Source organism: Streptomyces vietnamensis (assembly GCF_000830005.1).
Classification (GTDB): Bacteria; Actinomycetota; Actinomycetes; order Streptomycetales; family Streptomycetaceae; genus Streptomyces; species Streptomyces vietnamensis.
In genome coordinates this window covers 8,566,990-8,586,419 of the sequence record NZ_CP010407.1, presented here as the reverse complement: position 1 = coordinate 8,586,419, position 19,430 = coordinate 8,566,990, and the positions used below count along the sequence as shown (strand labels likewise).

Sequence of the window (19,430 nt, the reverse complement as noted above, 5' to 3'; positions counted from 1 at the left end):
GTCGTGAGGCTGACGAAGTTCACCGACCTGGCGCTCCGTGCCGTGATGCGCCTGGCGGTCACCGCACCGGAGGAGCCCGTCACCACCCGAGAGGTGGCGGAGGCGATGGACGTGCCCTACGCCCACATGGCGAAGGTGGTCACACGGCTCCAACACCTCGGCGTGGTCGAGGCGCGGCGCGGCCGTGGCGGCGGTCTGGCCCTGACGGAGCTGGGACGGCGCTCTTCGGTTGGCTGGCTGACCAGGACCCTGGAGGGCGAGGAAGAGGTCGTCGCCTGCGAGGGTGATCCACCGTGCCCGCTGCGCACCGCTTGCCGGCTGCGCGGGGCACTGCGCGAGGCACAGGAGGCCTTCTATCGCGCACTCGACCCCCTGACCGTGGCGGAGCTCGTGGACTCGCCGACGGGTCCGCTGCTCCTCACCCTCAGCCCACGCCCCGCGCGATCGCCCTGACCGTGCCCGCTCCCCCGGGAGCATTCGCACGCCTTTTAATACGCAGATCATCTACCAGATTGCGAGCTCTCATGCTGTCCGAGCAGGCCGTTCCGGTCGTCCGCGCCACCCTGCCCGCCGTCGGCGGCGCACTCGACGAGATCACCGAGCGCTTCTACGCGCGTCTCTTCGCCGCCCACCCCGAGCTCCTGCGCGACCTGTTCAACCGGGGCAACCAGGCCAACGGCGAGCAGCGGAAGGCGCTCGCCGGCTCCATAGCCGCCTTCGCCGTCGCCCTGCTCGAGAACCCGGACAGCCGCCCCGACGCCATGCTGTCCCGGATCGCGCACAAGCACGCCTCGCTCGGCGTCACCTCCGAGCAGTACAAGACCGTGCACGAGCACCTCTTCGCCGCGATCGTGGAGGTCCTCGGCGAGGCGGTGACTCCCGAGGTCGCGCAGGCCTGGGACGAGGTGTACTGGCTGATGGCCAACGCCCTCATCGCCGTGGAGGCCCGGCTCTACCAGGAGGCGGGGGTCGCCGAGGGCGAGGTCTGGCGGTCCATGGAGATCGCCGAGCGACGCGAGGAGACGGCCGACACGGTGTCCTTCGTCCTGCGCCCCGTCGACGGGACGCCCACGGCCCCGTTCCGGCCGGGCCAGTACGTGAGCGTCCGGGTCGCGCTGCCCGACGGCGCCCGGCAGATCCGCCAGTACAGCCTGTCCGCCGCCCCCGGGCACCCGCAGTGGCGGATCACGGTGAAGCGGGTCGACGGCGACCCGGCGGGCGAGGTCTCCTCCTGGCTGCACGCCCACGCCGGCGCGGGCGACACCGTGGAGGTCTCGGCCCCGTTCGGCGATCTGGTCCTGCCCGAGGGCGAGAGCCCGCTGCTGCTCGCCTCCGCCGGCGTCGGCGGCACCCCGATGCTGGCGATGCTCGACCACCTGGTCGCCACGGGCTCGACCCGTCCGGTCGTCGTGGTGCACGCCGACCGCGCCCCCGCGTCCCACGCACACGCCGAGGAGCTGCGGCGCCTCGTGGACGCGCTGCCGCAGGGGACGCTGCACCTCTGGTACGAGGAGCCGGGCGAGTCCGGCGCCCGGCCGGGCCGCGCGGACGTCACGCTCATCGACCTGCCGAAGGGCACCACCGCCTACCTGTGCGGGCCGCTGCCCTTCCTGCGCGCGGTGCGCGGCGACCTGATCGGCCGGGGCACCGCCTCGGCCGACATCCACTACGAGGTGTTCGGTCCCGACCTGTGGCTCGGCGCCGAGGGCTGACCCGCCCGGTCCTCGCGGGTCAGCAGCCGGTCGACCAGATGTGGGAGTCGCCCCGGTCGTTGGCGGCGCCGTCGTAGCCGACCTCCTGCCCCGGGGCGAGACAGATGGTCATGCTGCCGCCCTGCCAGGCGCTTTCGTAGACCTGGACGTGGTCCTTGATTCCCGGTCCCGAGATGCCGTGGTTCGCCCATGAGGAGTCGGTGTCGGAGATCCAGCTCTCCCACCAGCCGTCGTCTCCGCTCCAGTTGGCGCGCTGGCCGCCGAAGTTCGCGTCCTGCCAGACGCAGAACTCACCGGCGGGGCATTCGGCGGCTCCTGCCGCGGTGGCGAGGGCGAGGCCGGCGGTGACGGCGAGCAGTGCGGCGGCGGAGACGGCGAGGAGTCGCTTCACGAGAGGGTGGGGCCTTTCTGCGGGTGGGTGGATGCGGACAGTTCGACTGCCCGCCGCAGCGCGCGGTCGCGCAGCTGCCGGTAGGTGGTGAGTTCGTCGCGGCGCAGGGCGCGCACCGTGACCAGCTCCGCGGCCTCCAGCCGCGCGCGCACGCCCTCGAGTCCGGTCTCGCGGGCGCAGCGGGCGGCGACAGCGGGATCGGGGCGGTCGGTGCGGGTGCGGCCCGGCGGGCTCGCGCATCGGGTCCAGCGGGCGAGTGCCGCTCGGTGGACGGGGTCGGCGCGCATCCGGGCCTGGGCCTCGACGCGGAGGTTGTCGACGGTGACCTGGGCCCGGAACCAGCGGCGCTGGTCGCCGTAGAGCCGGTGGCGGGCGGTGGCGAGGCAGCCGTCCTCGTGGGCGGTGACGGTGGCGCCCGTGGCGAGGGTGACGGAGAGTTCACGGGGCCCGGCGCCGAACAGCGCCGCCTGGAGGGCGCGGTCCTCGTCCGGAGCGCGGGGCCGGGCCGTGAGGGTGAACCCCCGGGCGTCGAGGCAGTCCACCACGAGGCGGTGCTCGGCGGCTTTGAGCAGCTGGTCCTGGGCCGCCCTGCTCGCCGGGACACCCGGGGGCGCGGGCCCGTCGGGTCCGACGGTGGTGCAGCCCGCGAGCAGGAGCGAGGCAGCTGCGGCAAGGAGGGCGCAACGGGCATTGGAGGTGGTGCGGAGCATGGGGTCCCCCTTCGATCGTCCCTGCTCGGAGTGGCCGGCGGTGATCGTCTTCACCGGCTCGGGAAGATCACTGCCCGAGGTCCGGGCCACCATGCCGAGGCTCACTCGAACGAGTCGAACGCGCCGGGGTGCGCGCCCCTCACGCGCCGTCGATGTGCCGTGAACGGGCGGCGGAGGAGAGGAACGGGGCGGAAGGGAACGACAAAGCCCCGGTTGGACGGGGGATTCCAACCGGGGCCGATCGCCGTGACAGGCGAAGAGCGGTCACCTCTCGGGGGGACCTTGGGGACCGGACCCCTTCGCAGTCACATACGTATGAACGATAAACCTTTCCCGATTGTTCCGGGGAATCCTGAGTGGGCGATGTGAGTCACCTCACCCGTTTTCGGCAGGTCTCGTCAGTCCTTCTCGGGGCGGTAGACCTCGCCGGGCTCGGCCTTTCCGGGGGCGAGGAGCTCCGGAACCGTCACGAACGTGAAGCCTCGCCGCTTGAGCTCGTCGATGATCGACGGCACGGCCGGCACCGTCCCGTCGTAGATGTCGTGGAGCAGGATGATCCCGTCGCGGTGCGCGTTCTCCAGGACGCGCTGCCGTATGAGCGCCGAGTCGGTGGTGGAGTAGTCCTTGGCCGTGATGCTCCACAGGACCTGGGCGAGACCGAGTTCGCGGCTGACGTCGGACACCGTGCCGTCGGTGCGGCCCTGCGGCGGGCGCATAAGGGTGGGCTTCCGGCCGGTGATCTTCTCGATGGCGTCCTGGGTGCGCGACAGCTCCTCGCGGACCTCGGACTCGTCGAGGTCGGTCAGGATCCGGTGCGACCAGGTGTGATTGGCGACCTCGTGGCCCTCGTCGGCGATGCGCCTGACCACCTCGGGGTAGCGGTCGACGTGCTTGCTGCCGAGGAGGAAGAAGGTGGCGGGGACCTGCTTCTCCTTGAGGACGTCGAGGAGGTGGGGGGTGCCCTCGCCCGGTCCCGCGTCGAAGGTCAGGGCTATGCACTTGACCTTGGTGCAGTCGACGCGGCGAGCCGCACCGCCCGCCTTGCCGTCCGCCTTGTCGCCCGTTCCGGCCTCCGCCCGGGCCTCCTGCGGGGTGAGCGGGTCGACTCCGCAGCCGCTCAGCGTCAGCATCAGCGATACCGCGGCGAGCAGGGTGATCGTCACTGCCCTGCCGCGGCCGGACCTGGATCGGAACATGGTGGACCCGCTTTCCCCGTGATGTCTTCGATGCGGCCGTCACCGCTGGTCAGGGCGGTGCGCGTAGCCGGAAGGCACTCTACACAGGGTGTATACCGGGGGTCTCGGTGGGGTCCGCCGACCGTTCACGGGCACACGAGAACCCCGGGCGGCGCCCGTCCGCGCCGCCCGGAGCGTCCGCGCGCCCCTCTAGCGGGACGCGAGCAACAGCCGGGCCTCTGTCTCCTGGTCACCGGAGACGGACTGCAGGGACTGGATGTCGAAGCCGGCGGCGAGCACCTTCTCGACCTCGTCGACGGCTCGGTAGCCACCGTTGAGCGTGGCTCCGACCATGGCGGACAGGTGGGTGGGGCCCACCTCCTCGTGCCGTCCGCCGGCCGTGTCGAACGTGGCGGTCCAGACGGTGGGAGCCGGCCCCGTGGCCGCCTGCGGGCTGATGGGCGCCTCCTCCAGCTGGTAGACCCGGTCGAGGACGTCGAACACGGCCTGGGCGTCCTCCTTGCTGCAGTCGCTGAGCTGCACGGTGACGTCGGTGTCGATGTGCAATTCGTACACGTCGCTCATCTCCTCGCGGCCCGCCGGTCGCTCGTGGTGGCACGTGCTCCTCGTACCGGACGCTCGTCGTGCCACGTCTCCAGCATCCCTCTCGGGGGGCCGCCCCGCGAGGGCCGCCGTCCACGGTCAGCGTCCTTCGGTGATCCGCTCGACGGTGTCGGCCTCCGAGGCCCGCTTGTCGGGGCGGTAGCGCACGACCCGGGCGAAGCGGAGCGTGACACCCGCCGGGTAGCGCGTCGAGGACTGGAGCCCGTCGTACGCGACCTCCACGACGAGCTCGGGCCGCACGCGCACGGTGAATCCGTCGTCCGACACGGCGAGTTCGCCGAGCCGCTCGGTCTGCCAGCGGAGCATCTCGTCCGTGAGCCCCTTGAAGGTCTTGCCGAGCATGGCGAAGCCTCCGTCGGCGGTCCGCGCGCCGAGGTGGAGGTTGGAGAGCAGCCCGGTTCTGCGGCCGTGGCCCCGCTCCACGGCGAGCACGACGAGGTCGACGGTGCGGACGGGTTTCACCTTCAGCCAGGTGCGCCCCCTGCGACCGGCCACGTAGGGCGCCTCCAACGCCTTGACCAGCACGCCCTCGCGTCCCCGGGCCAGGGTGTCCGCGTAGAACCGCTCGGCGGCCTCGGTCTGCGCGGGATCGGCCGGATCCAAGACGACCGTGCGGCGGACCCGCTGGGACTCCGGCAGCAGTCGGGCGAGGACGGCGTGCCGCTCCACTCCCGACCGGTCGATCAGGCCTTCGCCGTCCACCACGAGGACGTCGAAGAAGACCGGCGTGAGAGGAAGGGCCGCGTGCGCACCGGCGACGTCGACGCGGGAGCCGACCCGGCCGGCCACCGACTGGAAGGACACCGGGCGCCCCGTGCCGGGATCGAGGGCGATCACCTCGCCGTCCAGGATGAACGCGTCGGCCGCTACGGCTCGGGCGGTCGCGACCACCTCGGGGAGGCGGTCGGTGATGTCGTCGAGCGAGCGGGTGTGCACGCGAACGTCGTCACCGCGCCGGTGCACCTGGATCCGTATGCCGTCGAGCTTCTCCTCGACCGCGCACGCCCCCAGGGCGGCGATCGCCTCGGCGACGGAACCGGCCGTGTGCGCGAGCATGGGCTGCACGGGGTTGCCGACCCGCAGCGTGAACCGGTCGAGGCCGGGGGCACCCTCGGCCAGCACGGCCTGGGCGACCGGGGGCAGCGATCCTTCGAGCATCACGGCGCGCCGCAGTTCGGCGGCGGGGACCCCGGCGGCCCGCGCGACGCCCTCCAGGGCGATGGCGTCGAGGGCTCCTTGACGCACCTCGCCGGCCAGCAACCGCAGCAGCAGTTCCTGTTCGTCGTGGGTGGCGGCCGCCATCAGCGCGTGGACGAGCCGGGTCCGCTCGCCGCGGGCTCCGGCGCCGGACACGACGGCCAGCTCCGCCATCGTCCTGTCGACCTGCCCGAGCGTAAGAGCGGCTCGCTCGGCGGGCGGCACGGCCGGCGGGACGACGCCCTTGAGGATGCTCCACCCGACCCCGATCCGCCCCTGCGGCAGCCGCCCGGACAGATACGCGATGACGAGCGGGCTCTCCTCGGGCCCGGCCTGGGCGAACAGTTCGGCCAGCAGAGCGATCTTGCGCGAGCGCGCGGAGGTCGCGGCGACCTCCCGGGACACTTCCGCGACACGCGCAAGGAGCATGGGCCCATCCTCTCGACACCCCGCCGCGACCGCACGCCGGGAAGCCGCATCAGGGCCAGGCCACCGGACGCCTCCGCCGCCGGGGGCGCCTCGCACCCGTCGCCCTCCCCCGCCGGAGACGCTCCAGGAGCCTGGTGCGCACCGGCCGGCCCGGTGGACGATCGGCAGCCGCAGAACGCAACGTGGGAACCAGCACCGCCGGAACCGGCACCGCGGCGCCCTCCACCACCGGAACCGGCACCGTCGAAACCGGCACCACGACGCCCTCCACCGCCGGAACCGGCACCGGAGGAATCCGCACCGCTGCGACCCGCACCGCCGGAACCCGTACCGCCGGAGCCCGGGCCTCGCGAACCGTCGCCGTTGCCGCCGGCGCCGCCGGCGTCGAAGACCCCGGTGGCGCCGGAGGTGTGTGCGAGGCGATTCCCGTCGCACGTGTCTCGCCGGGATGGGGTGCCTGCCGCTCCGCGCGGGCCTCGTCCAGGGCCAGGGCCAGGCTCAGCCTGTGCCAGAGGATCTCGTCCGGGTCGTCGGCCCGTGTCAGCCGTTCGGCGATCTCGCGCGCGACCGCCGGCACCGGCATCCCGGGCGGTGGAGGCGGACGCAGCCGGTCGAGGTGGCTGCGCTCGTACGGATCGTCGACGACCTCGGCGACCTGGACCGGGTCGAGCAGTGAGGCGATGGCGGCGGCCCGCGCCCACGGGTCCTCGCCGGCACGGAGCAGCAGGCCGAGCCGCCGCGCCCGCCAGTTCCTGGGCCGCCGGTCCTCGTGCGCGGCAAGACGCTCGCGGAGTTCCAGCGGCAGCCGCCCGGTGAGGAGGGCCGGACAGGTGAGGCCGAACTCGACCACTTCCTGCGCCAGATACATCCACACCACCGCCCGGTAGCGGTTCAGCGAGAACCGCACCGGACTGAGGTGCCCCGTCCGGGCCAGCCGGGTGAACCGGTCGGCGGTGATCCCGAGGAGGGCGGCGGCCTCCCTCGTACCGACCGCGCGCACCCGCTCGCGCAGGCCTGCGGGAAAGTCCGGGGCGGCCCTGAGGCGGTCGAGCTCGCACCGCTCGACCCGCCGCCGGTCTCCCTCGCCGGCCGGCACCGTCCTCACCAGGCCGAGCTGCACCGCGAGCCGGAACTCGTCGCGCCTCAGCTCCAGTTCCTGCGCGGCCCGTCCCGGTGCCACCGTGCGCGCCCCTTCGTCCACCGTCATTCCGCGGCCCTCCCCCTGCGTCCGTGTTCTCTTCAGGTCGCGGGTCTTCGGGTCACGGGCCTCTCGCCCCGTGCACCGAACCCACGAAGAAAACCGTAACGCAGAGTGACGACACTCACATGATCTGTGGACAACGGTCTGTGGACAACCGCCTCGGCAGCGGCGTCAGAGCACGCCGCCCCCTGGGATCCCCGGCTGCCGCGCCGCCACGCCGAGGTGCTCGCCCACCCGGTTGACCAGCAGCGTCATCTCGTACGCCACCTGGCCGACGTCCGCCTCCGCCGCACTCAGGACGCACAGGCAGCTGCCCTCGCCCGCCGCCGTCACGAAGAGCAGCGCCTCGTCGAACTCCACCATCGTCTGTCGTGCCCGGCCCGCCCTGAAGTGCCGGCCCGAGCCCCGCGCCAGGCTGTGGAGGCCGGAGGAGACGGCCGCCAGGTGCTCGGCGTCCTCTCGTGCGAGTCCACTGCTCGCGCCCGTCACCAGACCGTCGTTCGACAGCACCAGGGCGTGCCGTATGTATCCGACCCGCTGCGTCAGGTCGTCCAGGAGCCAGTCCAGTCCCTTGTCCAACGCCATCAGTGGTCCTCCCCCTAGCCGGTGCGCCCCCCGTCGGCCCGGACCCTGCTGGTCCTCAAGGCGATCGTGGTACGCACCGTCGTTGTCCGCGTATCGTCGCAAGCCTTACGCACTGTCGTGAACAGGGCAAGCACCGCACCACGCCCGCGCGTGCCGCAGGACGGGGACATCGGGACGGGGACGTGACGAGAATGACCGCGGCCGTGCCGCCTCGGGACCCCGCCTCCCCTCAGCCGACCGTGTCCAGGAGCCGGGCGGTGTGCATCCGCCCGGCGTACTCCACCAGGCGGATCAGCACCTCCTTCCCCGAATCGCGGTCGCGCGCGTCGCACAGCACGACGGGCGTGCCGCGGTCCAGGTCGAGCGCCCGGGACACGTCGTGCGCCCCGTACGTACGCGCGCCCGTGAAGCAGTTGACCGCGACCACGAACGGGATCTTCCGGTGCTCGAAGTAGTCGACCGCCGGGAAGCAGTCCTCGAGACGCCGGGTGTCGGCGAGGACGACGGCCCCCAGGGCGCCCTGCGACAGCTCGTCCCAGAGGAACCAGAAGCGGTCCTGGCCGGGCGTGCCGAAGAGGTAGAGGGAGAGCCCGGAGCGGATGGTGATGCGGCCGAAGTCCATGGCGACGGTCGTGGTGGTCTTCTGGTCGACGCCCCCGGTGTCGTCGACCAGTTCGCCGGCCCTGCTGAGCTGTTCCTCGGTGCGCAGGGGCCGGATCTCGCTGACCGCGCCGACGAGGGTGGTCTTGCCGACGCCGAATCCGCCGGCGACCAGGATCTTCAGGGCGAGGGCGGAGGTGTCCGGGTCGTCGCCCGCGCCGTTGCTCTCAGAGCGCTCGTAGGCCATCGATTACTTCCCTCAGGATTCTTTCGTCGGGGAGCTGTGCGGGCGGTACGGGCCGGCTGACCCGCACGAAGCCCGATTCGAGGAGGTCGCCGAGGAGGACCCGGACGACTCCGACGGGCAGGTCGGCGTCGGCGGCGAGTTCGGCCACCGACTGGGTCTCGGCCCGGCACAGGCTGAGCAGGGACCGGTGTTCGGGGCCGAGGAGTGCCTCCTCGGCCGGTCCGGGTGGTTCGTCGTCCACGACGACGAGGGCGATGAGGTCGAACCGTACGTTGCTGGGGCCCGGCTTGGTCCGTCCTCCGGTCATCGCGTACGGGCGTACGAGCGGTCCCGCGTCGGCGTCGTACCACTGACTGCCCGGCACGGACGGGCCGTCGCCGGTGCTGTCGTCGTTCATGGGGTTCTCCCGGTCAGCCGGCGGCCGGCGGGCTCACCGTGAGCCGCGGCGGGGTGTGCAGGTGCTCGCCCACGCGCTTGACGAGGCGGGCCATCTCGTAGGCGATGAGGCCGATGTCGGCGCTCGCGGAGCTGAGGACGGCGAGGCAGGAGCCGTCTCCCGCCGCGGCGACGAAGAGGAAGCCGTCGTCCATCTCGACCATCGTCTGGCGGACTCCGCCGGTGTGGAACTGGCGTCCGGCTCCCTTGGCGAGGCTGTGGAAGCCGGAGGCGATGGCGGCCAGGTGCTCGGCGTCCTCACGGCTGAGTCCGTTGGAGGCGCCCACGGCGAGCCCGTCGCTCGAGAGCACCACGGTGTGACGGACCTCGCGGACCCGCATGACGAGGTCGTCGAGGAGCCAGTCCAGTTCGCCGGACCGGTGGTGCGAGATCCGCTCGTGGTCGATCATGCGTCGTCTCCTTCGGAGCGAGGGTCGAGAGGGGCGGTGCCGTGGCCGGCGTCATGGCGCGTGTCGGTGCCGAAGCCCGTGCCGAGGGGCCGTCTGGTGCCGGGGGCGGCGCCGCCGCCCCGCTGCCAGCCGTCCCGGTACGCCGCCATGCGGTCCCGGACCTGTTCCGGGGTGCGTGTGTCCGTGTCGGGTGCGGTCGGTACGGACACCGGCGTCGGGGCCGGTGCCTCGCGCAGCTGCGGAACGAGGCTCGCCTGCCGTACACGACGGGGCAGTTCGCTCCCGGAATCACCGTGGCCGATGACCGCGTCGGGTCCCGTGGCAGGGTCGCCCTGGCCACCGGGGCCCCCGTGTCCGGCCCCGGTGGCCGGTGCGGCAGCCGGTGGCTGCTCCCGCGGAGGCGTCGGTACGGAGGGGCCGCGGCGGCGCAGTTCGGTGACTCCCGCGGGAGCGGATCCCGACCCGGCTCCGGCCTCCGATCCGGCTCCGGGCACCGGCCCTGCTCCCGGCGCCGCTCCGGGTTCCGGTCGGGCCGAGAGCGCGGGCACGGCGGTCGGGCGCGCCAGTGGCTGCGGGCGGGAGGCGGGCGGGGGCTGCGGCGGGCCCGGGTGCCGCGATCCGTCCGTCTGCCGGGGCATGCTCCCGGGCTGCGCTCCGGCCGGCGGCTGCGGGGAGCTCAGGCGTCCGGCGGCGACGGGCGGGGCCGAAGGGCCGGGGAGTGCGGGGGCCGTCGGGGCGGGCGGGCCGACCTGCGGGGCGGGCTGCGGGATCTGGGGCCGGCCGAAGCGGCGGGCCTCGGCGCGGCGCGCCTCCTCGCGCTCCCGCGCGGCGCGCGCGTCGTCGGTGCGCAGGGTCTCGCCGGGCCCGCCGGTGGCGCCCGGTCCGTCCGAGGCGTGCGTGCGGGGGCTCCCCGCGCGTGGGGTTGCGGTACGGGGCGTGTCGGGGCCGCTCACCGGGGCGCCGTGGCCGGGTGGCAGCGCGCCCTGGAGCAGCTCGGTCGGGAGCAGGACCACGGCGGTCGTCCCGCCGTAGGGGGAGGTCCGCAGGTGGACCTTGATGTCGTGGCGGGAGGAGAGGCGGCTGACCACGAAGAGGCCGAGCCGGTCGCTGTCGAAGAGGTCGAGGGCCTCGGACTGGGCGATGCGGGCGTTCGCCTCGGCGAGGGTCTCCTTGCCCATGCCGAGTCCCCGGTCCTCGATCTCCAGGGCGTAGCCGTTGCCGACGGGTTCGCCGCTGACCCGCACCTTGGTGTGGGGCGGGGAGAACTGGGCGGCGTTCTCGATGAGTTCGGCCAGGAGGTGGGTGAGGTCGGCGACGGCTCCGCCGACGACGGCCGTCTCGGGGAGCCGGCGCACCTCCACGCGCGCGTAGTCCTCGATCTCGGAGACGGCGGCGCGGACGACGTTGGTGAGGGGGACGGGCATGCGCCAGGCGCGGCCGGGTGCGGCTCCGGAGAGGATGATCAGGCTCTCGGCGTGGCGCCGCATGCGGGTGGTGAGGTGGTCGAGCCGGAAGAGGTCTCCGAGTTCGTTGGGGTCGTCGGCGCGTCGCTCCATGCTGTCCAGGAGGTTGAGCTGGCGGTGGACGAGGACCTGGCTGCGGCGGGCGAGGTTGACGAAGACTCCGGAGATTCCGCTGGCGAGTTCGGCGCGTTCGACGGCGGCGGAGAGCGCCGCGCGGTGGACGGTGGTGAGGGCCTCGCCGACCTGTCCGATCTCGTCCGGGGAGACGGGTCCGGGCGGGGCTTCGGCCTGGACGTCGATCTCCTCGCCGGCGCGGAGCCGGCGCATGGCGGCGGGGAGTTTGCGGCGGGCGATGCCGAGGGCGGTGTTGCGGAGGCTGACGAGTTCGACGACGAGGCCGCGGCCGATCCGCACGGAGATGACGAGCGAGGCGGCGACGGCGGCGAGGCCGAGGACGACCGCCGCTCCGCTCGCCGTGAGGACGCCGGCGAAGGGGTCGGAGCGGTCGGCGGCCGCGCGGCGCGCGTCGGTCTCGATCACGGCGAGTCCGCCGTGTACGGCCGTGAGGGCGTCGTCCCACTCGGTGGAGGTGACCGCCTGGGCGGCGGGGCGGCCCGGGTCGGCGGCACTGACCCGGTCCTCCGCCCGGATGAGCCGGGTGTGGTCGCCGCCGGCGGAGAGCCGGGCCCAGGCGGCACGTTCGGCGGCGGGCAGGTCGGCGGTGGCCGAGACGGTGAGGGTACGCCGGGTCTCGACGGCTCCGGAGAACTCGCGGAGGCGGTCCGCGGTGAGCCGGCCGGTGAGGTGGGCGGAGGTGAGGAGGGCGTCCTCGCGGGACAGCATCTCGCCGGCCCGGCCGAATTCGAGGAGTACGCGCGCGGCGGACCCCTGTTCGGCCTCCTGGATGCCGGTGAGGGCGCCGCCGACGGCGAAGGCGGCGGAGATGGTGTCCGTGTACTCCTCGTACACCTGGTCCCAGTCGGCTCGCCCGTCGGCCGCGGCGGTACGGAGCCGGGCGAGGCCTTCGACCTTGCCGACGAACGCGCTGATGCGGCCGGCGACGTCGCCGGGCAGGTCGCCGGTGTCGCCGACGGTGTGCGTGCCGTCCAGGCGGAGCCGGTCGACGGCCTCGTCCGTCCGCCGGATCCGGTCCTTGAGCTCGGCGGCCCGGGTGGCTCCGGGCGCCGCGACCTGCCGTACGGCGGCGCGCCGTTCGGCCTGGAGGGCGGTGAGGGCGGCCGTCACGGGCTCGCGGATCTCGGCGTCGACGTGCTGGAGCCGGCGGAGGCGGGAGACGTCCTGCGCGGTGGTGACGGTGGCGAAGCCCCAGAGGGCGCAGAGGGAGACGACCGGAACCATGAGGAGCGAGACGATCTTGGCGCGGACCGTGCGCGGGCGCAGTCCCTGGAACGCGGGGCGGACACGGCGCGCGTCGGGCGCGTGCGACCCGGTGGAGGCCTCGGGCCGTGCGGAGGCCTCCGCGAAGCGGTCGGTGCCTCCGGCGACGAAGTGCCCGGCGGGGTGGGCGGTGGTGCCCGCCGCCGAGGTGTCCTCGTGGTCCGTGGTCGGGGAGGTCTCGGGGGTCCGCTCCCCCTGCTCGTCGGCGGGCGGGCCCGCGTGTGCGCGCCGCCCGCGCGCGGCCGCCGGTGGCGGTGTGGCCGCCTCGGCGTCCTTGGTCTTGCGGGGAGTTCGCATGGCCTCCTCGTTCCGGCTGCGTCCGTCTCTGGTGCGGTGTGTCGTGCGTCGGGGTGCTGTGCGTCGGGGTGTCAGGTGAGGGGTGTACGGGCCGCTTCCGCGGTGCGGAAGCCGGGCGGTGCGACGTCGACCGCGCGTTCGTCCGGTTCGGTGAGTCGTCCGGCGGAGGCGTACGCGGCGCGTTCCTTGGCCGTCGGGGTGAGGGCGACGAAGGCGGACGTGATGAACAGGTACGAGCCGAGGCCGACGGCGAGGGGGAAGATGAACTGCATGAGCATGGCTCCCGGGAGGGGAGCGCCGGAGGGTGCGACCTCGATCCGCACGGCGAACATGCCGGTGTAGTGCATGCTGGTGACGGCCGCGCCCATCACGAGCGAGGCGACGGCCACGGCCACGGGCGCGTGGATGTTGAGCGCCGCCCAGAGCGCGGCCGTGGCGGCGACGACGGCGATCAGCACCGAGAGGCCGACGAGCAGCGGGTCGTAGCGCACCTGGCCGTGGAGCCGGAGTGCGGCCATGCCCAGGTAGTGCATGCTCGCCACGCCGATGCCCGTGGTCAGTCCGCCGATCAGGAGCGAGCGGACCCGGTCGCGTCCGTAGCCGACGGCGAAGACGCCGACCCCGACGACGGCCATCGCCATGACGAGGCTGAGGAGGGTGAGCGGAACGTCGTACCGGATGTCGGTGCCCGTCACGCCGAATCCGAGCATCGCCACGAAGTGCATCGTCCAGATGCCGGTGCCGATCGCGGAGGCGGCGGTGAGCAGCCAGTTGCGCCGTGACCGGCCGGTCGCGTCGAGCGCTCGTACGGTGCAGCGCAGCCCGAGGGCGGCGCCGATGCAGGCCATCGCGTACGACAGCACGGGTGTCAGCCAGCCGAAGGTGGCGTGGTCCAGGTGTCCCATGGCTCAGGGACGCTAGTGCGCAGCGGGGGGCGCATTGGGGGCGCATTTCGAAAGCTGTTGGAATATGACAGAGAGATGGTCCCGAACGATCAGGCCGAGCTCGAACGTGCACACAGAACGTTCACCCCTCCGTGTGCGGAATGGTGCGAGATCATGAGCACATGAGCGATGACCCCACGCATGTACGAGAGTTCTTCGGCGCCCGCGCCGCCGACTGGGACAGCCGGTTCCCCGACGACGGCCCCGCGTACGCCGCGGCCGTGGACGAGCTCGGCCTGCGCCCCGGCGACGCCGTCCTCGACGCCGGCTGCGGGACCGGGCGCGCGCTCCCGCCGCTCCGCGCCGCCGTCGGTCCCTCCGGCACGGTGCTCGGAGCCGATCTCACCCCCGAGATGATCGAACGGGCCGTCAGTGCAGGACGCGGCGGCGAGGACGGCGGGACGCTGCTGCTCGCCGACGTCGGCCGGCTGCCGGTGCGCGACGGCGCGCTCGACGCCGTCTTCGGGGCGGGGCTCATCTCGCACCTCGCCGAACCCGTCGCCGACCTGCGGGAACTCGCCCGCGTCGTACGGCCCGGCGGCAAGCTCGCGCTGTTCCACCCGATCGGGCGAGCCGCCCTCGCCGCCCGTCACGGCCGGCAGATCACACCGGACGACCTGCGGGCCGAGCCCCGGCTGCGCCCCCTGCTCGCCGAGGCCGGCTGGCGGCTCGTCAGCTACGTCGACGAGGACGCGCGCTATCTGGCCCTCGCCGTCCGCGAGGACTGAGCGCCGGACGCCGTCCGCGAGGACTGGGCGGCGGACGGCACGTACGCGGGCCTCCGCCGCACCGAACTCGTCCCACAGGCCCGCCAAGGATGCCAACGCACCCTTCTTTACCGGCAGTTCACTGTCTACCGTAGAAATGCCGGGCAGTCGTGCCCGGGAAAGGCGGCGGGCCGTGGCACGAGTTCCGGAAAGACTGCGCAGACTCCTCCCCTCCAGCCGGAAGGCGCCCGAAACCGCCGCGCCGGCACCACCGCGCCCCCGGCAGGGGCACAACCTCTTCGAGGCGGCCGCCGAGTACGTGGCCGCCTGCGCCGAGGACGACCCGGCCCGGGCGGAGGAGGCGGCGAGCCGGGTCTCCCCCGGCATGCTCACCTTCGGCGTGAACGAACTGGCCTGCCGGGCCCTGATCACCCTCGCCCGGGAACGGAACCAGTCCCCGACCACCGTCGCACGCTCGCTGCTCGGCCTGCGGGACCCGTCGCCGACCCAGCGGGCCGGTGACCCGTGACGGGCGCGCCCTGAAGGAGCCGAGGTTCCGGGGCGAAGACCCTCGACGTGCGGGTTACTCGGTGGTTAAGGTGCGCCGACGACCAGATGGGGAGGATGCCGTGGCCGGTACGGACCCGATCGCCGAGGCCGATGCCGACGCGCTCTTTGTGCTGACCGCGGCACTGCTGACGCCCGGGCGCTTCCCCAGCGTGCTCGGTGACGACTACCCGGCGGCCTGCGCCGCGCTGGGCCTGCGGCCGTACGCCGAGGGGTACGGGCTCGTGTTCGGCCAGGACGGGCACGGAGCCCGCTGGACGGTCGTCGTCGACGACGTGTCGCTCGTCGCGGTGGCCATCTCCTCCTGGGACTGCGGCATGGCCTACGACCTCTCGCCCGACGAGCGCTCGGTGGTGGCCGGGCTGCCCGGCTGGCCGCTGCCCGTGGCGACCGTCGCCCCCGGCGTCCCGGCCCCGCACGACCCGGAGCCGCAGGAGGGCGATCCCGCACCGCTGGTCCCGCCCTCCGGCGAGGAGTGGGGCCCGGCGCAGCGGCGACTGGGCGCCGACGAGGTGGCGCTCCATTGGGCCGCCTGGCGGGCCCGGGTGGACGACGAAGGCACGGGCGGTGAGCCGGCGGCGCCGACGACGACGGCGCGCGGCACGGAGCCCACGGGAGCCGGCAGTCCGGCGTCACCGCAGGCCCGGGCCGAGCTCCGATCCCAGGCCCAGCCGCCGGCCCCGACCTCCGCCCCCTCCCCGTACACCGGCGTCAGGAAGGCCCTGGACGAGCTGCGCGGCTATGTGGAGGAGCCCCCGCCGGTGGGCCGGGTGCGCTCGGCGGCCGGGATGCTGCGTGCCGACGGTCCCGGCTGGTCGCTCGTGGCCAAGGCGGACGACATGGCGTTCGTGCTCCTCGACGAGCTGCCGCGCGAGGTGCTGCCCGTGACCCGGGGGCCCCAGCTGCCCGCGCTCCTCGAAGCGCTCGACGCGATGGCCGTACGCCCCTCCTAGTCGGCCGTACGCCCCCTCCTGAGAGGACTCCGCCCGTTCCACGCCGTCTTCGCTCCCCATAGGACGACTGCCTTCGCTGTGGTCTCCACCCATGGCCCGGCGGCAGTGGTGCGCCGCACGATGTGGCGCCGCACCCCTTTCCCGTCGTCCCACCGGAGGCCCACCATGCGCCTGTTCCCAGGCGTCCCCCTGTTCGCCGCGCTCCTCACCGGGGTCACCGTCCTCGCCCCCGCGAGCCCCGCCGGGGCCGAGACTCCGGCCGCCGCGCACTGCGCGCGTCAGGGCCGGGTCCATGTGCCCGGTGCCGAGCGTCAGCAGTCCGCCTGTCTGGACGACCTGACGACCGCCGGGCTCGCCGGCACCCCGTACACCGACCTGGGGGACCAAGCCGGTCTCGCCGCGAAGGCGACCCGCAACCCCTCGGGGGTGCCGGGCGTCCAGATCGACGGCTACTTCCCCGACGACTCCCGCCTCAACGCCACCCACGGCTGGGCCCATGACGCGCAGTTCGTCATCCGGCTGCCCGACCACTGGAACGGCGGGCTCGTCGTCACCGGCGCCCCCGGCTCCCGACGCCAGTACTCCACGGACGCGCTGATCTCCGACCAGGTGCTCGCCCGGGGCTTCGCCTACGCCGCCACCGACAAGGGCAACACCGGCCCGGACTTCTTCACCGACGGACGGGAGCCCGGCGACGCGGTCGCCGAGTGGAACCGCCGGGTGACCGAGCTGACGCGGGCCGCCAAGAAGGTCGTACGGCAGCGCTACGGGCGCGCGCCGGAACGCACGTACATGACCGGCATCTCCAACGCCGGCTACCTCACGCGCTGGCAGCTGGAGAACCGGCCCGAGCTGTACGACGGCGGGGTCGACTGGGAGGGCGTGCTGTGGACCACGCGGGGCCCGAACCTCCTGACGAGCCTGCCGGTGACGGTGGCCAGGTCGCAGGGTCTCGCCACCGACGAGGACCTGATCGCGGCGGGCTTCGCGCCCGGCTCGCGCTTCCTGTGGCCGTACCACGAGAAGGCCTACTGGGGTCTGACGCAGAAGCTCTTCCGGGCCGAGTTCGATCCCTCGTACGATCCGGCCTGCCCCGGTTCCACGGCCGGCGGGACCGTGGAGCAGATCTTCGCGCCCTGTGCCTCGGACGCCGCCTACGACTACGCCTCCCGGCCCGCGTCCGTCCACCGCGCGGTCGCGAAGGTCGCGCTCACCGGCCGCATCGGCAAGCCGCTCATCACGCTCCACGGCGACCTCGACACCCTGCTGCCGATCGCCACGGACTCCGACGTGTACGCGCGGATGATCGACGCGCGGGGCCGGGGTGGGCTGCACCGCTACTACACGGTGCAGGACGGGACGCACACGGACGGTCTCTACGACACGTATCCGGACCGGCTGCGGCCGATCCTGCCCTGCTACCGCTCCGCGTTCGACGCCCTGACGCGCTGGGTCGAGGAGGGTACGGCGCCGCCCGCGGACCGCACGATCGCGCGGCCGGCGGGCGGTGACGTGGTCAACTCCTGCGCTCTGGAAGGGTGAAACCTCTGGAGGGATGAGACCTCCGGAGGGGTGAGACCTCTGGAGGGGTGGAACCCCGGACGCTCAGACCCGCTCCAGCGGGCGGTGCGGCTCGGCCGGCAGTTCGGCCCGGATCGGGTCGCCGGGCCGCACCTCCCCACCGGTGAGCACGATGCCCATGATGCCCGCCTTGCGCACGATCTCGCCGTTCTCGTCGCGGCCGAGGACCTGCTTGAGCAGCCCGTGCCGGAAGTTGTCGATCTGCGCGCAGGGGTTGCGCAGTCCGGTGACCTCGACGACGGCCTCCGCGCCGAGGTGCAGGAGGGTGCCGGTGGGCAGGGCGAGGAGGTCGATCCCCCGGGTCGTGACGTTCTCGCCGAGGTCGCCGGGGGCGACCTCGAAGCCGGCGCCGGCGACCTCGTCGAAGAGTTCGGCGTGGATGAGGTGGACCTGCCGCAGGTTGGGCTGGGTGGGGTCCTGCGCGACGCGAGACCGGTGCTTGACCGTCACGCCCGCGTGGACGTCGCCCTCCACACCGAGCCCGGCGAGGAGGGTGATGCCCTCCCTGTTGGGCTTGGTGAACGAGTACGTGCCGTTGCTGCTGACCGTGGTGACGGTGCCGCCGCTCATGGTGAGAGCTCCCCCTTCTCTGCCGCTCCGGGCGCGTCGCCGCCCGCCCGGACCGATGATCACATAGCGCCTCGGTGTACGACCCTACTCGGCGGCCTCGGAGCGGAGCGGCGCGCCCACCTCGTGCAGATGGCCGAGGGCCTGGCGGTACGAGTCCACGAAGCCGGTCTCGGTGTACGGGACGCCGAGGGCGGCGCAGTGGGCCCGCACGGCAGGCTGCGCCAGGCGGAGGTTCGGGCGCGGCATGCTCGGGAAGAGGTGGTGCTCGACCTGGTAGTTGAGCCCGCCGAGGAACCAGTCGGTCAGGGCGCCGCCCCGGATGTTGCGCGAGGTGAGGACCTGGCGGCGCAGATGGCCCCAGCTGTCGCCGTCCTCGTGCTCGTCGGGCCGGTCCATGCCCTTGTGGTTGGGGGCGAAGGCCATGCCGAGGTGCACGCCGAGGAGCATCTGGTGGAGGAGGGCGAAGACGAGGGCCTGGGCGGGTGTCAGGAGCGCGAGGAGCAGCGTCGCGTATCCGGCGAAGTGGGCGAGGAGCAGGGCACCTTCGACGAGCCGCTCGCGCCGGGTGCGGCACGGGCCGTCCTTCGCGAGCAGGGCCTGGATTCCGTACACCTTGAGCGCGATGCCCTCTAGGGTGGTCAGCGGGAAGAACAGCCAGGCCTGGTGGCGGGTGAGGAAGCCGCGCAGACCTCTGCGGCCCGCCGTCTGGTGCCCGGCGAAGACGAGGATGTCGGCGGCGACGTCCGGGTCCTTGTCGAGGTGGTTGGGGTTGGCGTGGTGGCGGTTGTGCTTGTCGTTCCACCACTCCCGGCTCATGCCGAGGAGGAGGTTGGCGTGGACGAGTTGGAGGAGTCGGCTCGCCTTGCGGTTCGCGGTGATCTGGGCGTGGCCGGCGTCGTGCCCGACGAAGGCGGCGCGGGCGGAGAACAGGGCGAAGGGGACGGCGAGGAGCAGCGCCCACCAGGAGGGCCCGGTCAGGGCGAGTCCGGCCGCCACGGCGGCGATGCCGAGGAGGTTGACGACGATGCCGCGGGCGTACCAGCCGGGGCGGTGTTCGAGGAGGCCCTGTTCCCTGACCGTCCGCAGGAGCGGGCTGAACTCGCTGCCGCCCCGGGCGCGGGCGGGCGCCGCGACGGGTGCGGCGGCCGGGGGCAGGACGACGGCCTGGGACATGGCGGGCTCCGGTTTCTGTCGGTCGGTGGATCGGTGGGCGCCTGTCCAGAAACGTACGGAT

Annotated in this window: 20 protein-coding genes; 6 read left to right on the top strand and 14 right to left on the bottom strand. The window is 73.4% G+C overall.

Annotated elements, in window-relative coordinates; genetic code table 11:
• Positions 1-3 precede the first annotated feature (3 nt).
• Positions 4-453 carry an RrF2 family transcriptional regulator gene (locus SVTN_RS38030; protein WP_041133133.1) on the top strand — a complete coding sequence of 150 codons (450 nt, stop codon included), beginning with the start codon at positions 4-6 and terminating at the stop codon, positions 451-453.
• A gap of 71 nt (positions 454-524) precedes the next feature.
• A complete protein-coding gene (locus SVTN_RS38025) occupies positions 525-1,712 on the top strand; it encodes a globin domain-containing protein (RefSeq protein WP_041133132.1) in 1,188 nt (395 codons plus the stop codon).
• 19 nt (positions 1,713-1,731) lie between these two features.
• Here the strand turns inward: SVTN_RS38025 and SVTN_RS38020 are convergent, their stop codons facing one another.
• The 12 genes from SVTN_RS38020 to SVTN_RS37960 form a co-directional block, all read right to left on the bottom strand.
• Positions 1,732-2,103 carry a peptidase inhibitor family I36 protein gene (locus SVTN_RS38020; RefSeq protein ID WP_041133131.1) on the bottom strand — a complete coding sequence of 124 codons (372 nt, stop codon included), beginning with the start codon at positions 2,101-2,103 and terminating at the stop codon, positions 1,732-1,734.
• Complete coding sequence (locus SVTN_RS38015; RefSeq protein WP_041134710.1) at positions 2,100-2,813, bottom strand: hypothetical protein; 714 nt, start codon at positions 2,811-2,813, stop codon at positions 2,100-2,102. Before SVTN_RS38015 ends, SVTN_RS38020 begins: the two co-directional genes overlap by 4 nt.
• A gap of 398 nt (positions 2,814-3,211) precedes the next feature.
• The gene (locus tag SVTN_RS38010) at positions 3,212-4,009 is read right to left on the bottom strand and encodes a polysaccharide deacetylase family protein (protein ID WP_041133130.1); all 798 of its coding nucleotides are present in this window, start codon (positions 4,007-4,009) and stop codon (positions 3,212-3,214) included.
• 189 nt (positions 4,010-4,198) lie between these two features.
• Positions 4,199-4,639, bottom strand: coding sequence for a hypothetical protein (locus SVTN_RS38005; protein ID WP_245727807.1), 441 nt, complete (start codon positions 4,637-4,639; stop codon positions 4,199-4,201).
• Positions 4,640-4,690: 51 nt separating this feature from the next.
• Entirely contained in the window at positions 4,691-6,238 is a 1,548-nt protein-coding gene (locus SVTN_RS38000) for an ATP-dependent DNA ligase (RefSeq protein WP_041133128.1), read from the bottom strand.
• Positions 6,239-6,287: 49 nt separating this feature from the next.
• Positions 6,288-7,445, bottom strand: a complete 1,158-nt coding sequence (locus tag SVTN_RS37995) for a DUF6397 family protein (protein ID WP_041133127.1) — start codon at positions 7,443-7,445, stop codon at positions 6,288-6,290.
• Positions 7,446-7,610: 165 nt separating this feature from the next.
• Entirely contained in the window at positions 7,611-8,024 is a 414-nt protein-coding gene (locus SVTN_RS37990) for a roadblock/LC7 domain-containing protein (RefSeq protein ID WP_041133126.1), read from the bottom strand.
• A 229-nt stretch (positions 8,025-8,253) separates the two neighbouring features.
• On the bottom strand, positions 8,254-8,871 hold the full coding sequence (locus tag SVTN_RS37985) for a GTP-binding protein (RefSeq protein WP_041133125.1): 618 nt from the start codon (positions 8,869-8,871) through the stop codon (positions 8,254-8,256).
• On the bottom strand, positions 8,852-9,268 hold the full coding sequence (locus tag SVTN_RS37980) for a DUF742 domain-containing protein (protein WP_041133124.1): 417 nt from the start codon (positions 9,266-9,268) through the stop codon (positions 8,852-8,854). Before SVTN_RS37980 ends, SVTN_RS37985 begins: the two co-directional genes overlap by 20 nt.
• Before the next feature lie 13 nt (positions 9,269-9,281).
• A complete protein-coding gene (locus SVTN_RS37975) occupies positions 9,282-9,716 on the bottom strand; it encodes a roadblock/LC7 domain-containing protein (protein WP_041133123.1) in 435 nt (144 codons plus the stop codon).
• Complete coding sequence (locus tag SVTN_RS37965; protein WP_052499552.1) at positions 9,713-12,874, bottom strand: sensor histidine kinase; 3,162 nt, start codon at positions 12,872-12,874, stop codon at positions 9,713-9,715. The genes SVTN_RS37975 and SVTN_RS37965 overlap by 4 nt, the downstream gene beginning before the upstream one ends.
• Before the next feature lie 71 nt (positions 12,875-12,945).
• The gene (locus SVTN_RS37960; protein ID WP_041133121.1) at positions 12,946-13,779 is read right to left on the bottom strand and encodes an MHYT domain-containing protein; all 834 of its coding nucleotides are present in this window, start codon (positions 13,777-13,779) and stop codon (positions 12,946-12,948) included.
• A 161-nt stretch (positions 13,780-13,940) separates the two neighbouring features.
• On the opposite strand from SVTN_RS37960, the gene SVTN_RS37955 reads away from it, so the two are divergent.
• The 4 genes from SVTN_RS37955 (at position 13,941) to SVTN_RS37940 (ending at position 17,587) form a co-directional block, all read left to right on the top strand.
• On the top strand, positions 13,941-14,546 hold the full coding sequence (locus SVTN_RS37955; protein ID WP_041133120.1) for a class I SAM-dependent methyltransferase: 606 nt from the start codon (positions 13,941-13,943) through the stop codon (positions 14,544-14,546).
• 172 nt (positions 14,547-14,718) lie between these two features.
• Positions 14,719-15,054, top strand: coding sequence for a hypothetical protein (locus SVTN_RS37950; protein ID WP_041133119.1), 336 nt, complete (start codon positions 14,719-14,721; stop codon positions 15,052-15,054).
• A gap of 100 nt (positions 15,055-15,154) precedes the next feature.
• Positions 15,155-16,045 (top strand): hypothetical protein, encoded by an 891-nt coding sequence (locus tag SVTN_RS37945; RefSeq protein ID WP_041133118.1) that lies wholly within the window; start codon positions 15,155-15,157, stop codon positions 16,043-16,045.
• Positions 16,046-16,210: 165 nt separating this feature from the next.
• Complete coding sequence (locus tag SVTN_RS37940; protein WP_041133117.1) at positions 16,211-17,587, top strand: tannase/feruloyl esterase family alpha/beta hydrolase; 1,377 nt, start codon at positions 16,211-16,213, stop codon at positions 17,585-17,587.
• Between the two features lie 63 nt (positions 17,588-17,650).
• Here SVTN_RS37940 and SVTN_RS37935 read toward each other — a convergent pair whose 3' ends face one another.
• Positions 17,651-18,196 carry an MOSC domain-containing protein gene (locus SVTN_RS37935; RefSeq protein ID WP_041133116.1) on the bottom strand — a complete coding sequence of 182 codons (546 nt, stop codon included), beginning with the start codon at positions 18,194-18,196 and terminating at the stop codon, positions 17,651-17,653.
• Between the two features lie 84 nt (positions 18,197-18,280).
• Positions 18,281-19,369 carry a fatty acid desaturase family protein gene (locus tag SVTN_RS37930; RefSeq protein ID WP_041133115.1) on the bottom strand — a complete coding sequence of 363 codons (1,089 nt, stop codon included), beginning with the start codon at positions 19,367-19,369 and terminating at the stop codon, positions 18,281-18,283.
• Positions 19,370-19,430 lie beyond the last annotated feature (61 nt).

Excerpts from the sequence above, each read along its gene's own strand:
- SVTN_RS38025 (WP_041133132.1), top strand. The coding sequence starts at position 525 with ATGCTGTCCGAGCAGGCCGTTCCGGTCGTCCGCGCCACCCTGCCCGCC.
- SVTN_RS38015 (WP_041134710.1), bottom strand. The coding sequence starts at position 2,813 with ATGCTCCGCACCACCTCCAATGCCCGTTGCGCCCTCCTTGCCGCAGCT.
- SVTN_RS38010 (WP_041133130.1), bottom strand. The coding sequence starts at position 4,009 with ATGTTCCGATCCAGGTCCGGCCGCGGCAGGGCAGTGACGATCACCCTG.
- SVTN_RS38000 (WP_041133128.1), bottom strand. The coding sequence starts at position 6,238 with ATGCTCCTTGCGCGTGTCGCGGAAGTGTCCCGGGAGGTCGCCGCGACC.
- SVTN_RS37995 (WP_041133127.1), bottom strand. The coding sequence starts at position 7,445 with ATGACGGTGGACGAAGGGGCGCGCACGGTGGCACCGGGACGGGCCGCG.
- SVTN_RS37990 (WP_041133126.1), bottom strand. The coding sequence starts at position 8,024 with ATGGCGTTGGACAAGGGACTGGACTGGCTCCTGGACGACCTGACGCAG.
- SVTN_RS37985 (WP_041133125.1), bottom strand. The coding sequence starts at position 8,871 with ATGGCCTACGAGCGCTCTGAGAGCAACGGCGCGGGCGACGACCCGGAC.
- SVTN_RS37980 (WP_041133124.1), bottom strand. The coding sequence starts at position 9,268 with ATGAACGACGACAGCACCGGCGACGGCCCGTCCGTGCCGGGCAGTCAG.
- SVTN_RS37975 (WP_041133123.1), bottom strand. The coding sequence starts at position 9,716 with ATGATCGACCACGAGCGGATCTCGCACCACCGGTCCGGCGAACTGGAC.
- SVTN_RS37965 (WP_052499552.1), bottom strand. The coding sequence starts at position 12,874 with ATGCGAACTCCCCGCAAGACCAAGGACGCCGAGGCGGCCACACCGCCA.
- SVTN_RS37960 (WP_041133121.1), bottom strand. The coding sequence starts at position 13,779 with ATGGGACACCTGGACCACGCCACCTTCGGCTGGCTGACACCCGTGCTG.
- SVTN_RS37955 (WP_041133120.1), top strand. The coding sequence starts at position 13,941 with ATGAGCGATGACCCCACGCATGTACGAGAGTTCTTCGGCGCCCGCGCC.
- SVTN_RS37940 (WP_041133117.1), top strand. The coding sequence starts at position 16,211 with ATGCGCCTGTTCCCAGGCGTCCCCCTGTTCGCCGCGCTCCTCACCGGG.
- SVTN_RS37935 (WP_041133116.1), bottom strand. The coding sequence starts at position 18,196 with ATGAGCGGCGGCACCGTCACCACGGTCAGCAGCAACGGCACGTACTCG.
- SVTN_RS37930 (WP_041133115.1), bottom strand. The coding sequence starts at position 19,369 with ATGTCCCAGGCCGTCGTCCTGCCCCCGGCCGCCGCACCCGTCGCGGCG.